Below are 17266 nucleotides of genomic sequence, written 5' to 3' on the forward strand. Positions count from 1 at the left end.
CGGTCCCGGACCGGTTCCGGGGTGGTCTGGTGGGGTCGGGCCGCACGCCTGGCTCCTATCCGAGCCGGTCGAGCAGCCGGGCGACCGTCGGCGCGGCCAGCAGCGTGGCGATCTTCAGGTCGGCGCAGCCCGGCTCCCGCCGGATCCGCCTCACCAGCTTCATCGCCAGCAGCGAGTGGCCGCCGAGGTCGAAGAAGTCGTCGTCGGGGCCGACCTCGTCCACGCCGAGCACCTCGGCGAAGACGCGGCACAGCGCGGCCTCGCGGTCGCCGTCGCGGGGCCCCGCCGGTCCGGCGGCCTCGCCGGTGACGCTGCGGGCGGTGAGCGAGGCGGGCAGCGCCCCGACCCGGACGCCGGGGTCGTCGGCGACGGCCTCCATCAGGCCGGTCAGGGCGCCGGCGAGGGTGCCGATCGTGGCGTCGTCGAACAGGTCCGCCGAGTAGTCCACGATCAGCTGGAGCGAGCCGGGCGCCTCGCGGAAGATGAAGTCCAGGTCGAACTTGGCCGCGCCGGGCCCGAACAGCGCCTCGCGCTGCTCCAGCCCCGGGAAGCGCACGTCCCCGACGCCCTGGTTCTCGTATCCGACCATCACCTGGAACAGCGGGTTGCGGCCGGGCGCGCGGGGCGGCCGGAGCGCCTCGACGACCGCCTCGAACGGCAGGTCCTGGTGGGCGAGCCCGGCCAGCACCGCCTCCCGGACGCGGCCGAGCAGCTCGGTGAACGTGGGGTCGCCGGACACGTCGGCGCGCAGCACCAGCGTGTTGACGAAGAACCCGACCAGGTCGCGGGCCGCGTCGTCGGTGCGCCCGGCGACGGGGCTGCCCAGCGGGACGTCGTCGCCCGCGCCCATGCGGTGCAGCAGCGCGGCCACCGCGGACTGGCACACCATGAACATGGTGGCGCCGTTGCCGCGGGCCAGCTTGCGGAGCCGGTCGACCAGGCCGGGCGGCAGGTCGACGGTGCGGGTGGCGCCGCGCTGCCCGACGGTGGCGGGCCGGGGCCGGTCCACCGGCAGCGGGATCTCGTCGGGGATCCCGGACAGGGCCTGCGCCCAGTGCGCGAGCTGGCGGGCGTGCAGGCTGCCGGGGTCGAGCGGGTCGCCGAGCAGGTCGCGCTGCCAGAGCGTGTAGTCGGCGTACTGCACGGACGGCGCCTCCCAGGCGGGCGGCTCCCCGCCGCCGAGCCGGGCCGCGTACGCCTCGGCGACGTCCCGCGCGAACGGCCCGAACGACCACTCGTCGAACGCGATGTGGTGGAACACCGCCAGCAGGAGATGCTCCCCCTCCCCCTCAGGGAAGACCGCCACGCGCAGGGGGATGTCGCGGGCCAGGTCGAACGGCCGGGCGATGACCTCCTCCGGCGCGCACGTGGCGACCTCCAGCGCGGGCCGTGCCTCCTCCGGCGGCAGGATCCGCTGGTAGGGGGCGCCGTCGTCCTCGGCGAACACCGTCCGCAGGCTCTCGTGCCGGGCGGTCACGTCGCCGATCGCGGCCTCCAGCGCGGCCAGGTCGAGGTCGCCGCGCAGGTGGACGGCCAGCGGCAGGTGGTACGCGCCGCGCGGACCGTCGTCCTCCCGCAGCAGCTGGTCGAGCATCCACAGGCGGCGCTGCGCGAACGACAGCGGGATCCGCTCGGGACGCTCCCGCGGCTCCAGCACGGGCCGCAGCTCGCCCTCCGCCCGCTGGTGGACGCGGGCCGCCAGCTCGGCCACCGTCGGCGCCTCGAACAGGTCCCGGATCGCCAGCTCGGTCCGCAGCACCGTGCGGGCCCGGCCGATCAGCCGGGTCGCCAGCAGCGAATGGCCGCCCAGCTCGAAGAAGTCGTCGTCGATGCCGACGCCCGTGGCGTCCAGGACCTCGCCGAACAGCGTGCACAGCAGCCGCTCGACCGGGGTCCGCGCGGCCCGGCCGCCGGACTTGCGCGGGCCGCCGGACTGGCCGGGGTCGGGCAGGGCGCGCCGGTCCAGCTTGCCGTTGACGGTCAGCGGCAGGGCGTCCAGCGTGACGATGGCGCTCGGCACCATGTACGCGGGCAGCCGCTGCTTGAGCCCCTCGCGGACGCGGGAGGCCAGCACGCCGAGGTCGCGGGCGGCGACCGGGTCGTTGGCGTACGAGGCGGCCCGCCGGTCGGGCGCCGCCTCGATGCCCGCGGCGCCGCCGCCGAAGACGGCGTCGTAGCGGCCGATCTCGTCCGACGGGGTGGTGACCACGTCCGGGTCCAGCTCGTACAGCCGCTCGGGCTCGACGCCCTCGGGCGGCGCCTGAAGCAGTTCGCGGGCCTCGTCGGCTGTGGCGCCCGCCTCCAGGGCGCGCAGCGCGGCGACCTCGCCGGACAGCCGCGGGTCGGGGATGCCGCGCACGCGCAGCGGCCGGACCGCTGCCCCGGGCGCGGGCAGGTCGCCGGGGCCGGTGTAGTCGACGACCCGTGTCTCCAGCTCCGAGACCCGATCCGGCGACGCCTTCCACAGCGTGACGTCGTAGCGGTGCCGGGTCAGCTCGTTGTGGTGGACGCCGCGCTTGGTGCGCGCCTCCACCCGCGCCGCGCCGACGGACTCCCCGACGGAGGCGAAGAAGGCCGGCTCCAGGAGCAGTTCCTTCTCCATCCGGACGGCGCGGTCGACGGCGGCCGGGTCGCCGCCGCCGCGGCCGAGCTGGATCGCGGCGTGGAACGCGCGGACCGAGCGCAGGTCGCGCACGTCCCCGACGAACAGCGCCCCGCCCGGCACCAGCAGCTCCATCGCCTGGGCGATCACGTCGGCGAGGTAGCCGGCGCCGGGGAAGTACTGGACGACGGAGTTGATGACGATCGTGTCGAAGTGCTCGCGGGGCAGGCCCTCGGTGTCGTGCGCGGGCCGGCAGCTGAGCCGTACCGGCGAGCCGGGGCCGAGGTCGGCGCGGAGCTTGTCGATGACGGGCGCGGAGAAGTCGGTGCCGTGGTACTCCTCACAGCCGGGCGCGAGCCGGGTCAGCAGCAGGCCGGTGCCGACGCCGATCTCCAGCACGCGGCGGGGGCGCAGCGCGCGGATCCGCTCGACGGTCGTCTCCCGCCACTCGCGCATGTGGTCCAGCGGGATCGGGCCGCCGTCGTAGCTGCTGTCCCAGCCGGCGAACTCCTCGCCGTGCACGACCGTGGAGACCTCGGTGTACTCGGCGTCGTAGATCTGCCGCCACTCGGCGATCTGCTCGTCGGCCGCGCCCTCGCGCGACCCGTCCGGCACCACGTAGCCGAGCAGCCGCTTCACGCCGGGCATGTCGGTGTCGGCGGCGATCACGGCGGCCTGGCCGACGCCGGGCTCGGCGGCCAGCGCGGTCTCGATCTCCTCCAGCTCCACCCGGTAGCCGCGGATCTTCACCTGGTCGTCGGTGCGGCCGAGGAAGTCGATGTTGCCGTCCTCGCGCACCCGGACCAGGTCGCCGGTGCGGTACATCCGGCCCCCGCCGCCGTGCTCGTCGAAGGGGTCGGCCACGAACCGCTCGGCGGTCAGGTCGGGACGGCCGAGGTAGCCGCGGGCCAGCCCGGCGCCCGCGATGTACAGCTCGCCGGGGGCGCCCTTCGGGACGGGCCGCAGCCACCGGTCCAGCACGTAGCCGCGGGTGTTCCAGATCGGCTTGCCGACCGTGGGCGTGGCGCTGTCCTCGGTGCCGCCGCCCAGGGTGTTGATCGTGTACTCGGTGGGGCCGTACAGGTTGTAGCCGAGGACGCCGTCGGCCTCGGCGAGCCGTTCCCACACCGAGGTCGGGACGGCCTCGCCGCCCAGCAGCACCAGCGGCGGACGGTGCCCGTCACCGGTGTCGTCGAGCAGCCCCTCGTCGAGGAGGTGCTGGGCGTAGGTGGGCGTCACGTTGATGACGTCGATCCGGTGCCGCCGCAGGTAGGCGGTGAGGGCCTCGGCGTCGCGGCGCAGGTCCTCGTCGCAGACGTGCACCTCGTGGCCCTCGATGAGCCACAGCAGTTCCTCCCACGACATGTCGAAGGAGAACGACACCGTGTGCGCGATCCGCAGCCCGCGCCCGGCGGATTCGACGACCGGGTCGAAGATGTTGGCGCGGTGGTTGAACTGCATGTTCGTCAGGCCGCGGTACGGCGTCACCACGCCCTTGGGCCGTCCGGTGGAGCCGGAGGTGTAGATGACGTAGGCGGGCCGGTCCATGCGGCCGGGCGTGCCCGGCGCGAAGCCGGGCAGCTCGCCGTCGGCGAGGTCCCCGCCGTCGAGCCCGTCGAGGGACGTGCGGACGGCGGGGTCGTCCAGTTCGATCACCGGGCCGCCGAAGGTGAGTCCGGCGGCGATCGGGCCGTGCGAGACGAGGCAGGCCGGGGCGGCGTCGGCGAGCATGTAGTCGAGCCGGTCGGCCGGGTAGTCCAGTTCCAGCGGCAGGTACGCGGCGCCCGTGCGCAGCACCGCGAACAGCGCCACGACCATCTCCGCCGAGCGGGGCAGCGCGAGCGCGACGACCCGTTCGGGGCCGGCGCCGTGCCGCAGCAGCAGCCGGGCGAGCCGGTTGACCTCGGCGTTCAGCTCGGCGTAGGTGAGCGACACGTCCGGCAGCGACACCAGGGCGGTGCGGTCGGGGGTGCGCCCGGCCTGCTCGGCGAGCAGCTCGGCGACGGTCAGCTCCGGCACCGGCCGGACGGCCTCGTCCCAGTCGGCGCGCAGCCGGTCGTGCTCCTCGGGGACGAGGACGTCCAGGCGGTGGCAGAGGGTGCCGGGGTCGTCGGCGAGCTGCTGGAGCACGCGGACGTACCGGTCGGTGATCCGCTCGGTCTCGGCCTCGGTGAACGCGTCGCCCCGGTACATGACGCGCAGCCCGGCGCCGGGCTCCACCACCATCGTGATCGGGTAGTGGGTGGCGTCCCGGACCTCCCGGCCCAGCACCCGCACGTCGCCGTCCGGGCCGAAGCCGCGGTCGGTGGGCATGCCGGGGAAGTTCTGGAAGACGAAGAGGGTGTCGAACAGCGTCCCCAGGCCGGTGGCGCGCTGGACGTCGGCGAGCGCGACGTGGTTGTGGTCGAACAGCTCGGACCGGGCGCCCTGGACGCGTTCCAGCACGGCGTCCAGCGAGTCGGCCCCGCCCGCGCGCACCCGCACCGGGATGGTGTTGAACAGCAGGCCGACGATCGACTCCACCCCAGGCACGTCCGGGTGGCGGCCGGAGACGGAGGCGCCGAAGACCACGTCGTCGCGGCCGGTGAGGCCCATGAGCACCAGGCCCCACGCGGTCTCGAACAGCGTGCCCCGCGTGATGCCGCGCTCGCGGGCGACCGCGTCGAGCCGTCCGGCGAGCCCGGCGGGCAGGTCGCGGTGCACCTCGCCGGCGGTGGACAGGTCGGCGGGACGGTCCAGCAGCCCGGGGCGCAGCAGCGCGGGCTCGTCGAACCCGTCGAGCTCGGCGCGCCAGGCGTCGATGGACTCCTGGCGGTCGCGGGCGTTCACCCAGTCCAGGTAGGCGCGGAAGGGCGCCGCGGGACGGGCGGCCTCGGCGGCGGCGTCGGTGTAGTGCTCCAGCAGCGAGGTGACCAGGAGGCCGCCGGACCAGCCGTCCAGCAGGATCAGCTCGGAGGTCAGGATCAGCCGGTGGTCGTGCTCTCCGAGGCCGGCCAGGCCGAAGCGGATCAGCGGCGGGCGTCCGGGGTCGAACGGGCGGGCGCGCTGGGCGTCGACGAACGCCTCCAGCTCGTCCTCGCCGGCGACCTCCGCGTGGGTCCAGGGCACCTCGAACTCGGCGGGCACGAACTGGACGGTGCGGCCGCCGTCGGCGCGGAACCCGGCGCGCAGGTTCGGGTACTTCTCCAGGACGCCGCGCGCCGCGTCCTTGAGCCGGTCGGGGTCGACGGGGCCGGACAGCGTCACCACGGCCTGCTGGACGTAGATGTCGCGGCCCTCGCCCGCCATCATCAGGTGGAAGAGCAGGCCCTCCTGGAGCGGCGAGAGCGGCAGCTCCGACGGCTCGTCCGCCGGGGCCGCGGCTTCCACCGCCGCGCCGCCGCCGTCGATGGCGGCCGCGGCGGCGAGCGCCTCGACCGTGCGCAGCCGGAACACGTCCCGGACGGTGAAGACCAGCCCCGCGCGGCGGGCGCGGGCCACCAGCAGGGCGGCGCTGATGCTGTCGCCGCCGGTGCGGAAGAAGTCGTCGTCGGCGGCCACGTCGTCGCGGCCGAGGAGGCGGCCCGCCAGCCCGGCCAGGACCAGCTCGGGCCCGGTGCGCGGCGGGCGCCCGGAGGCGCCGCGCCCCGGCTCGGGCAGCGCCCGGCGGTCCACCTTGCCGTTGGGGTTGAGCGGCATCTCCTCCAGCACGACCAGCTCGGACGGCACGAGGTAGCCGGGCACCAGCTCCCCGAGGCGGTCGAGCAGCGCGTCCGGGTCGGGGACGTCGCCGGTCACGTACCCGACCAGACGCGATCCCCCGCGCACCGCAGTGTCATTCTGGGGGGACGACCCCCCAGCCCCCCCGGTGACGGTAACAGCCGCCTGCCGGACGCCGGGCTGCGCGGCCAGCACGGTCTCGATCTCGCCGGGCTCGATCCGGAAGCCGCGGATCTTGAGCTGGTCGTCGGCGCGGCCCAGGAAGTCCAGCGAGCCGTCCCGGCGCCGCCGGACCCGGTCGCCGGTGCGGTAGAGCCGCGAGCCGGGCGGGCCGAACGGATTGGCGACGAACCGCTCGGCGGTGCGCGCCGGGTCGCCGAGGTAGCCGCGGGCCAGGCCGTCGCCCGCCAGGTACAGCTCGCCGACCGGCACCTCGCGGAGCGCGGCGTCCAGCACGTAGGCCGCGGTGTTGGCGATCGGAGAGAGCCCTCCCGTGCCGCCGTCGGCGATGAGGCTGTCGCCGGCCGCCTCCGAGCAGCCGTACAGGTTGACCACGCGTCCGGGGGCGCGCTCGGCCAGCGCGGCGGGCAGCGCCTCGCCGCTGCTGATCCAGGTGGTGACGGACGCGGGCGGGCCCGCCTCCAGCAGCGCCGACAGCAGGCTCGGGACCAGCGTGACGGTGCCGACGCCGTGCCGGTCGAGGAAGGCGGTGAGGGCGATCGCGTCGGTGGCGGTGTCGTCGTCGGCCACGACCACGGTGTCACCGGCGACCAGGCCGCCGAGGAGCTCGGTGGTGCCGTCGATGAACGCGGGCGAGCTCTTGGCGGCGCGCACGCCGGGCCCGGTCAGCTCGGCGCCCCAGGCGAGCCGGTTGGCCAGCGCCCCCTGCGTCCCGACGACCGCCTTGGGCGTGCCGGTGGAACCGGAGGTGAAGATGACGTAGGCCGGGTGGCCGGGGCGCACGTCCGGCCGGGTGCGCGGCGGGGCGGACACGGGCGGCTCGTCGCGGCCCAGGACCAGCAGCGGGCGGACCGTCTCGATCATGAAGTCGACGCGGGCGGCCGGGTAGGTGACGTCGATCGGCAGGTAGGCGGCACCGGTCTTCAGCACGGCCAGCAGCGCCACGGCGAAGTCGGCGGAGCGCGGCAGCGCGATCGCGACGGTGGTCTCCGGTCCCGCCCCGGCGGCGGCGAGCCGGTCGGCCAGCCGCTCGGCGCGCCCGTCCAGTTCGGCGTAGGTCAGCACGGTGTCGCCGAAGACGAGGGCGGTCGCGTCCGGGGTCCGCGCCACCTGGGCCTCGACCAGCTCCGCGACGGTTCGTACCGGGAAGTCGCGGGCGGTGTCGGGCCCCCGGACCGGCGCGCCGAGCGCGGACAGCCGGACACCGGGGTCGGCGGCGATCCGGCCGAGCAGCTCGCCGAGCCGGTCGACCAGGTCGGTGACGGTCTCCGGGTCGAACAGGTCGGCGGCGTACGCGGCGAAGCCCTCCACCTCGTCCTCGCCCTCGGCGAAGTACAGGTCGAGGTCGAACTTGACGCCGCCGGTCTCGGGCAGGAACGGCGTCGCCCGCACCCCCGGCAGCGACGGCCGCACGTCGTCCAGCCGCTGGTGCACGATCATCACCTGGAACAGCGGGCTGCGCGCCAGCGACCGCTCCGGCGCCAGCCGCTCCACCACGCGCTCGAACGGCACCCCGGCGTGCGCGAAGGCGTCCAGGTCGGCGGCGCGCACCCGGTCGAGCAGCTCGGCGAACGTCGGGTCGCCGGACAGGTCGGTGCGCAGCACCAGCAGGTTGACGAACACGCCGACCAGGTCGGTGAGGTCCTCGTCGGAGCGGCCCGCGATGGGCGAGCCGAGCGCGATGTCGTCGCCCGCGCCCGACCGCTGCAGCAGCGCGGCGACGGCGGCGTGCAGCACCATGAACACGCTGGTGCCGGTGGCGCGGGCCAGTTCCCGCACCCCCTCCAGCGGCAGCCGGAACGGCACCAGCCCGCCCCGGTGGGTGGCCTCGGCGGGCCGCGGCCGGTCCAGCGGCAGGACGGTCTCCTCCGGCAGCCCGGCCAGCGCCCGCTCCCAGTGCGCCAGGCCGCCGGCGGGCTCGGGCGCCTGCGGCTGCCAGACGGCGTAGTCGGCGTACTGGACGGGCAGCGGCGCCCAGTCCGGGGCGCGGCCCTCCAGCCGCGCGGCGTAGGCGGCCGACAGGTCGGCCAGCAGCGGCGTGAACGACCACTCGTCGGCGGCGGCGTGGTGCTGCAGCAGCACCAGCGTCCACTCCTGGTCGCCGGTGCGGATGAGGGTGGCGCGGATGGGCAGGTCGGTGCCGAGGTCGAAGATGTGCGCGGCGGCGCCCGCCTCGGCCTCCGCGAGCCGCTCGGGCGTCCAGCCGCGCGCGTCCACGACGTCGAAGGCGGCGGCCGTGCCGGGGTCCAGGACGCGCTGGACGGGCAGCCCGTCCTCGCCCTCGGCCAGCAGCGTGCGCAGCGCCTCGTGGCGGTCGACGACGTCGCCGAACGCGGCGCGCAGCGCGCCGGGGTCGACCGGCCCGGACAGCCGCAGGCCCAGCGGCAGCGCGTACGCGGGCGAGGGCCCGCGCAGCCGCTCCTCGAACCAGAGCCCGCGCTGCGCGGCCGACACCGGCAGGACGGCGGGGCGCTCGACGTCCCGGACCCGGGTGCCGGCGACCTCGACGAGGCGGGGCGCGAGCGCGGCGACGGTGGGGGCCTCGAACACGTCCGCGATGGTCAGTTCGGCGCGCAGTTCCGCGCGGACGCGCGCGGCCAGCCGGGTGGCCAGCAGCGAGTGCCCGCCGAGCGCGAAGAAGTCGTCGTCGATCGTCACCCGGTCGTGCCCGAGGACCTCGGCGAACACCGCGCACAGCGCGGTCTCGCGGTCGTCCCTGGGCTCCCGGCCCGAGATCCCGGCCTCGGCCGCGGGGGCGGGCAGCGCCCTGCGGTCGAGCTTGCCGTTGACGGTGCGGGGCAGCGCGTCCAGGGCGACCAGGGCGGACGGCACCATGTACTCGGGCAGCGTTTCGGCCAGTGCGTCGCGCAGTGCCCCCTCGAAAGCGGCGTCCTCGGCCGCCGCGGCGCCGGGCGCGGGCACGTAGTAGCCGACCAGGCGCGGATCGCCGGGACGGTCCTCGCGCACCACCACCGCCGCCTGCGCGACGCCCTCCTGCGCCGCCAGGACCGCCTGCACCTCGGCGGGCTCGATCCTGAATCCGCGGATCTTCACCTGGTCGTCGGTGCGGCCCAGGTACTCCAGGGAGCCGTCCCGGTTCCAGCGGGCCAGGTCGCCGGTGCGGTACATGCGGGTGCCGGGCGGGCCGTACGGGTCGGCGACGAACCGCTCGGCGGTCAGGTCGGGCCGGCCGACGTAGCCGCGCGCGAGCTGTGCCCCCGACAGGTACAGCTCGCCGGGCACGCCGACCGGGACGGGACGCAGCGCGGCGTCCAGCACGTGGGCGCGGGTGTTCCAGAACGGGCGCCCGATCCCGTCCGACGGCAGGTCGGTGTCATTCTGGGGGGACGACCCCCCAGACCCCCCGGCAAGAGCCGCGCCGACATTCCTCGCTTCGCTGCGGATGTCGGCGGAGGTCGCCCAGATCGTGACCTCGGTGGGCCCGTACACGTTGGTGGCCCGCGCCGCCACCCGCGCGAGCGAGGCGGCGAGGTCGGCGGGCAGCGCCTCGCCGCCGACCAGCACCCGCAGCCCCCGGAGGGCGGCGGGGTCGAGCGAGCCGAGCAGCGACGGCGTGCCCTGGACGATCGTGGCGCCGGTGAGCAGGCCGGCGAGCGCGGCGGGGTCGCGGACGGCGGCGCGTCCCGCGAGGACGACCGTGGCCCCGCTGATGAGCGGCACGTACAGTTCCAGCGCCGCGATGTCGAAGGCGATGGTGGTCACGGCGACCAGCCGGTCGGTGCCGTCCAGCGCGAGTTCGGCGCGCTGCATCAGCAGGAAGTTGGCCAGCGCGCCGTGCGGGATCGCCACGCCCTTGGGCCTGCCGGTGGAGCCCGAGGTGTAGATGACGTAGGCGAGGTCGTCCGGGGAGAGGTCGGGCAGGGGCTCGGAGGGCGCGGCGGTGACCAGGTCGATCTCGTCGAGAAGGATGACGTCGCGGTCCTCCGGGAGCTTCCCGGTGGTGCCGGAGGCGGCGATGACGCACAGCGGGCCGGCGTCGTCCAGCATGTAGGCGAGCCGGTCGGCGGGGTGGTCGAGGTCGAGCGGCAGGTAGGCGGCGCCGGACTTCAGCACGCCCAGCAGCGCGACCACCAGATCGGGGGTGCGCGGGTGCGCGATCGCCACGACCTCGCCCGGACCGGCGCCGCGGGCGCGCAGCTTCGCGGCGAGGGCGGACGCACGCGCGTCCAGCTCGGCGTAGGTCAGGGACGCCGCGCCGCCCTCCGTGCCCTCGACGGCCGTCGACTCGGGCGTGCGGGCGGCCTGGTCGGCGAACAGCTCGACCACGTTCGTCACGGGGACGGGGCGGCCGGTGTCGTTCGCGGCGTCCACGACGGCGCGGTCCTCGCCGGTCGTGAGGTCGTAGGCGCCGATGGGACGGTCCGGGTCGGCGGTCGCGTCGCCGAGCAGCCGCTCCAGGTGGGCCAGCAGCGCGTCCATGCGCGCGTCGTCGAACAGCTCGCGGCGGAACGTCGCCTCGACCGTCATCCCCTGCCGCCGGACGAACGCCTCCAGCGACAGGTCGAAGTGCGTCGTCCCGTTGTGGATGTGGGTCCAGCCGGAGGTGACGCCGGGCAGGTCCAGCTCGCCGATCTCCTGGACCAGGAACAGCAGCATGGTGTCGAAGAACGGCGAGCGGCCCTGCGTCCGTGCGGGGCGCAGCTCGCGCACGATCGCGTCGTAGGGCAGCGCCTGGTGGGCGAAGCCCTCCTCGACCGTGCGGCCGACGCGGCGCAGCGCCTCCCGGAAGGTCGGGCCTGCGCCCGGCGTCCCGTCCGAGGGCGACAGATCGGTGCGCAGCGCGAGGGTGTTGCCGAAGTTGCCGACCAGCCGCTGCACCTCGGCGTGCTCGCGGTTCATCACCGACGAGCCGATCGAGATGTCGGCCGACCCGGTGTAGCGGTGCAGCAGGACCGCGTACGCGGCCATCATCACCATGTACGGGGTGAGGTTCTCCTCGGCGGCCAGCCGCCGCATCCCGGCGGTGACCGCGTCGTCGAAGGTGCGGGCGCGGCGCCCGCCGCGCTCGGACACGGTGGCGCCGCGCGGGCGGTCGGCGGGCAGGTCCAGCGCCGCGGGCGGCGGGTCGAGCCGGGCACGCCAGTACGCCAGGTCGTCCTCCTGGACGGGGCGCCGCTGCTCCCACTCGGCGAAGTCGGCGTACTGCACGGCGAGGTCGGGCAGGCCGTGCGCGCCGGGCGTCCCGGCGAGCGCGGCACGGTAGAGCGCCGACAGGTCGCCCGACAGCGAGCCCCACGTCATGCCGTCCCACGCGATGTGGTGGACGACCAGGACCAGGGCGTGCTCGCGCTCGCCCAGACGCAGCAGTTCCAGCCGGATCGGCCGCTCCTTGCGCAGGTCGAACGGCAGCGCCGCCAGTTCCTCGGCGCGCGTCCGCGCCGCTTCGGCGGGGCAGTCGTTCGCGGGAAGGTCGAGGGCGTCGTCGTCGGTGACGATTTGCACCGCTCCAGAGGGAGCTTCGCCGTTGGCCGCCGGGTCGGCGTCGGCGTAGACGGTGCGCAGGACGGCGTGGCGCCGGATCAGCCCGCGCAGCGCCTCGCGCAGCGCGGCGGTGTCGAGGTCGCCCGTCAGGTTCACCAGCAGGCACACGTTGTAGGCCGGGCTCTGGGGGAACGTCCGGTGGTGCAACCACATGCTCTGCTGCGCGTACGACAACGGCGCCGGGCCGTCCGATCCACGCGGACCTATCCGGGAGGTGTCCGGGCCGAGCCCGGCCTCAACCATCATTCGCCGCATCAGCTCGCGTCGCCGCGCCGCCGTCTGTTCCCGCACGCTCAACTCTTTCGTCGTCGTCGGCCACCGCAGTCAGTTAGGTTAGCCTTGCCTACGAAAAACGCACAAGGTTAGCCTTACCTAAGTTTGACTGCATATTTCGGTCGAAGAGGAGTTGGGTGCCTTGTCCTTCGGTGTGCGCACGGCCGGTCCGGTCACCACGTTCGCGGTCACGGAGCTCACGGTCGACGTGACCGGTGCCGAGCCGCTGCGTCTGTTGGCGGGGCTGTCCGGCTCCGGCAGGTTCGACGACCACGTCGTTTACGAGCGTCCCGGGCTCTGGACGTTCGCCGGCGGCGTGCTCGGCGAGGTGGTCCTCGACGACGGCGTGGCGCGCACGCGCTGGGCCGGCGCCGAGCCATCGGAACGTTCCTGGTCCGGCGCGCCGTCCGCGGCGCTCGACGAGGCGTTCCGCGCCTGCCCCTTCGCCACGTGGAACGCCTACGGGTGGATCGCCTTCGAGTTCGCCCGCCCCGCCGACCGGCCCGCCGGGCAGCGGCTCGCGCATCTGGTCGTCCCGCGCACGGAGGTGCGGATCGAGGGCGCCACCGCCACCGTCACCAGCGTGGACACGGCGGAGGCCGAGGCCGTCGCCGCCTTCCTCGCCGCGCCGGGACCGCTCCGGTTCGGCTCCCCCGCGCCGGTCGACGTCCGGGTCGGCGGTGACCGATACCGGTCACGGGTGGCCCAGGCCGTCGAGGAGATCGCGGCCGGGCTCTACCAAAAGGTGATCGTATCCAGGCGGCTACCCATCTCTCACCCCGTCGACGTCACCGCCACCTACGTGCGCGGCCGCGAGGCCAACACCCCGGCCCGCTCGTTCCTGCTCCGCCTCGGCGGCTTCGGCGCCACCGGGTTCAGCCCCGAGGTGCTGGCGGGCGTGGACGGCACCGGCACCGTCATGACGCAGCCGCTGGCCGGCACCCGCGCGTTCGGGCGGGGCGCGGAGGTGGACGCGGCGACCCGGCACGAACTGGAGACCGACCCCAAGGAGATCTTCGAGCACGCCGTGTCCGTCCGCACCTCCCAGGAGGAGCTGTACGGCGTGTGCGAGCCCGACACCGTCCAGGTCACCGGGTTCATGGCGGTGAAGGAGCGCGGCAGCGTGCAGCACCTCGGCTCCAGCGTCAGCGGCCTGCTGGCGCCCGGCCGCACCAGCTGGGACGTGCTGGACGCGCTGTTCCCCGGCGTGACCGCCTCCGGCATCCCCAAGGCCGAGGCGGTGGCCGCGATCGGGCGGCTGGAGGAGCCGCGCGGGCTGTACGCGGGCGCGGTCCTCACCATCTCCCACGACGGCGCGATGGACGCCGCCCTCGTGCTGCGCGCCCTCTACAGCGACGAGGACGGCGCTTGGCTGCGGGCGGGCGCCGGCATCGTCACCGGCTCCACGCCCGAGCGCGAGTACGAGGAGACGTGCGAGAAGCTGTCCAGCATCGCCCCGTACGTCGTCCCGGCCTCCTGACCTCCCGGCACGAGGGAACGCCCTCCGCACCCCGCTGCCCGGGTGCGGAGGGCGTCCGTCGTGCGCCCGGCTCGGAACCGGCGGGCTCAGCCCAGCCGGGCTGCCAGGGCCTTCTTGTTGATCTTGCCGACCGGGGTGCGGGGGAAGGCGCCGGTCGTCTCGATCCGGTCGGGGAACTTGTAGGCGGCCACCCCGCGCTCGCGCAGGAACTCCTTGACCTCGCGCAGCCCCGGCGGCGCGGCGCCGTCCCCGGCCGCCTCACGGAGGATGAGGAACGCGCAGGTCCGCTCCCCCATCACCGGGTCGGGCATGCCGACCACGGCGGCGTCGTGCACGGCCGGATGGGCCAGCAGGTGGTTCTCCAGCTCCTCCGCCGAGATCTTGTCGCCGCCCCGGTTGATCTGGTCCTTCTCGCGCCCCTCCACGATCAGGTGGCCGGACGGCAGCCGCCGCACCAGGTCGCCGGTGCGGTAGAACCCGTCCGGGGTGAACGAGCGGGCGTTGTGCTCGGGCGCCCGGTAGTAGCCGCGCAGCGTGTACGGGCCGCGGGTGAGCAGCTCGCCGACCTCGCCGTCCGGCACGTCCGCGCCGTCGGCGTCGACCACGCGGACCTCGTCGGCGGGCGACAGCGGCCGCCCCTGGGTCCGCTCGACCAGGTCGGCGGGGTCGTCCAGCCGGGTGTAGTTGAGCAGGCCCTCGGCCATCCCGAACACCTGCTGCACCGAGCAGCCGAGCACCTTGGGCACCTGCGCGGCGCGCTCGGCGGCGAACTTGGCGCCGCCGACCTGGAGCAACTCCAGCGACGAGAGGTCCTCGTCGGACCACGACACCGCGTCCAGCCACAGCAGCGCGATCGGCGGCACCGCGGCGCACACGGTGGCACGTTCCCGCTCGATGAGCGGGAACGCCTCGTCCGGCGACCCCGAGGGCGCCAGCACGACCGTGCCGCCCGTCGCGAACACGCCCAGGATGCCGGGGCAGGCCAGCGCGAAGTTGTGCGCGGCGGGCAGCACGACGAGGTAGACGGTGTCCTCGCCGAAGCCGCAGACCTCCGCGCTCGCCTCCAGGTTGTAGACGTAGTCACGGTGCGTCCGCGGGATGAGCTTGGGCAGGCCGGTCGTGCCGCCCGACAGCAGGAACACGCCGACGTCCGCGGGGTCCGGGCCGTCGCCGGCCGGCACGTCCGCGGGGTCGGCGTCGAGGTCGGCGAGCGCGGCGAACTCCTGCGCGTCGCCGTCCACGACGACGTGCTCGACCCGGAGCGTGCGGGCCAGGGCGCGGAAGTCGAAGCCGCCGTCGACGTCCGGGACGACGTAGGCGCGCGCCTCCGACAGCTCGCACAGGTAACCGATCTCGCTCTCGCGGTGCGCGGGCAGCGCCAGCACGGGCGCGGCCCCGATCCGCACCAGCGCCAGGAACACCACGACGAACGAGGCGGTGTTGGGCAGCTGCACGACCACGCGGTCGCCGCGGCCGACGCCGAGCCGCCGGAACCCCGCGGCGGTGCGGTCGGCGCGCCGGTCGAGCTCGGCGTAGGTCAGCCGCTCCGGACCGGCGACCAGCGCGACCCGGTCGGGCGCGCCGCGCAGCACGCCGCCGAGCAGCCGGTCGCTCCAGTAGCCCTCGCGCGTGTAGCGCTCCTCGAGCTCCGGGGGCCAGGCGATGAACCCTTCCACGCCGTGCCCTTCCCGGGGGCGGCCCCCCGGACCCCCCGAAGCCGCTTCGCCGCCCATTTCAGCGCCCCGCGAGCTGCGCCTCGGCGCCCGGCACGGGCTCGGCCGGGTCGGAGCCGAGCGCGACGATCCGGTTGGCGGCGTCCACGTGCACCACCTTCGGATCGTGCGCGCTACGCTCCGACTCGTCCACCGACGCGTAGGTGATGATGATGACCAGGTCGCCCGGCTGCACGATCCGCGCCGCCGCCCCGTTGATCCCGATCACGCCGCTGCCGGCCTCCCCGGTGATGGCGTAGGTGACGAGCCGGGCGCCGTTGGTGATGTCGACCACCTGCACCTGCTCGCCCTCCACGATGTCGGCCGCGGCCATCAGGTCGGCGTCTATCGTCAGCGACCCCACGTAGTGCAGGTCCGCCTGGGTGACGGTGGCACGGTGGATCTTTCCGTTCATCAGCATGCGCTGCACCGGTCGGCCTCTTTCTCGAAAACAACTAAGGCTAGGCTTACCTTAGCTACTACCCCTGCCGAGGAGAACCCCGAAGATGCTTCGCCGTCTGGCCATGGACATCAGCCCCTTGCGCAGCAGCAGACCTTTCCGCAACGTGTTCATCGCCAGAACGGTGTCGGTCTTCGGCATCGGCATGCTGATGGTCGCGCTGCCGGTGCAGGTCTACGACATGACCGACTCCACCGTGCACGTCGGCGCGGTGGCGGCCTCCAGCGGGTTCGCGCTGCTGGTCGGCTTCCTGTGGGGCGGCGTGCTCGCCGACCGGTACGACCGCCGCACGCTCATGCTGCGCGCCCGCACCGCCGCCGGCATCGGCTTCGTGCTGCTCACGCTCAACGCCTTCCTGCCGTCGCCGTCCCTGGCCGCCCTCTACGTCCTGGCCGCCTGGGACGGCCTGGCCACCGGCATCAGCGTCACCGCCCTGCTGGCCGCGACACCGGCGCTGGTCAAACCCGACAAGCTCGTGGCGGCGGGCGCGCTCAACGCCCTCACGGTGCGGCTCGGCTCGATGCTCTCCCCCGCCCTCGGCGGCATGGTGATCTCCGCGGTCGGCGTCGGCTGGAACTACGCGGCCGCGGCCGCGGGCACGCTCGCCACGCTGTTCCTGCTGACCGGGCTGCCCTCGCTCAAGCCCGAGGCCGAGACGCATGAGAAGCCGCTGAAGGCGCTCGCGTCCGGGTTCCGCTTCGTGTCGACGCACCGGGTCGTGGGCTCGCTGATGCTGCTCGGCCTGCTGTTCATGGTCGCGGGCGGCATCCCGGTGCTGCTGCCCGCGTTCGCGGCGCTGAGCCTGGACGGCGGGCCCACCACGATCGGGTTCCTGTACACCGCGCCCGCCTGCGGCGCCGTGCTCGCCTCCGTCACCAGCGGCTGGGCCTCTACGGTCCGGGCGCCCGGACGGGTCCTGCTCGTCGCGTCCGTCGCCGGGTTCGTGACGCTGGCGCTGCTCGGCCTGGCCCGGCACCCGGTGCTGGCCGTCGCCATCCTGTTCCTTTACGGCTTCGTCGCCTCCATCGAGGAGATCCTGCGCTACGGCCTCATCCAGAGCCACACGCCCGACGCCTACCTCGGCCGCGTCAACGCCCTCTGGTCGGCGCAGGAGACCGGCGGCGAGGCCGTAGGGTCGCTGGGCGCCGGCGCGCTGGGCCGCTACCTCGCGCCCGGCGCCGCCATCGTCGTGTACGGGACGGTCAGCGCCGTCCTCGCGCTCGCGCTCGCGCTGTCCCTGGCGGCCGACCTGCGCCCCGACGTCATCCTCATGGACCTCCGCATGCCCGGCGGCAGCGGCGTGGAGGCCATCACGGAGATCACCGAGCGGGGACTGCCGTCCAAGGTCCTGGTCCTCA

Annotated in this window: 5 protein-coding genes; 2 read left to right on the plus strand and 3 right to left on the minus strand. The window is 74.8% G+C overall.

From position 1 onward, the window contains the following. Positions 1-55 precede the first annotated feature (55 nt). Positions 56-12274, minus strand: a complete 12219-nt coding sequence (locus ACFPZN_RS29495; RefSeq protein WP_378285503.1) for an amino acid adenylation domain-containing protein — start codon at positions 12272-12274, stop codon at positions 56-58. Between the two features lie 124 nt (positions 12275-12398). On the opposite strand from ACFPZN_RS29495, the gene ACFPZN_RS29500 reads away from it, so the two are divergent. Continuing rightward, the gene (locus tag ACFPZN_RS29500) at positions 12399-13736 is read left to right on the plus strand and encodes a salicylate synthase (RefSeq protein ID WP_378285504.1); all 1338 of its coding nucleotides are present in this window, start codon (positions 12399-12401) and stop codon (positions 13734-13736) included. An 86-nt stretch (positions 13737-13822) separates the two neighbouring features. Here ACFPZN_RS29500 and ACFPZN_RS29505 read toward each other — a convergent pair whose 3' ends face one another. Together ACFPZN_RS29505 and panD are read right to left on the minus strand one after the other, a co-directional pair. Then, complete coding sequence (locus ACFPZN_RS29505; protein WP_378285505.1) at positions 13823-15412, minus strand: (2,3-dihydroxybenzoyl)adenylate synthase; 1590 nt, start codon at positions 15410-15412, stop codon at positions 13823-13825. Between the two features lie 58 nt (positions 15413-15470). Further along, positions 15471-15878: an aspartate 1-decarboxylase gene (gene panD, locus ACFPZN_RS29510; protein ID WP_378285506.1), complete on the minus strand. Its 408-nt coding sequence runs from the start codon at positions 15876-15878 to the stop codon at positions 15471-15473. A 76-nt stretch (positions 15879-15954) separates the two neighbouring features. Here panD and entS point away from each other — a divergent pair. Beyond that, positions 15955-17266, plus strand: a 1312-nt coding sequence (gene entS / locus ACFPZN_RS29515; RefSeq protein WP_378285507.1) for an enterobactin transporter EntS, incomplete at its 3' end; no start/stop codon positions are given.

The sequence above is a fragment of the Actinomadura rugatobispora genome (genome assembly GCF_042656285.1).
GTDB classification, from domain to species: Bacteria; Actinomycetota; Actinomycetes; order Streptosporangiales; family Streptosporangiaceae; genus Spirillospora; species Spirillospora rugatobispora.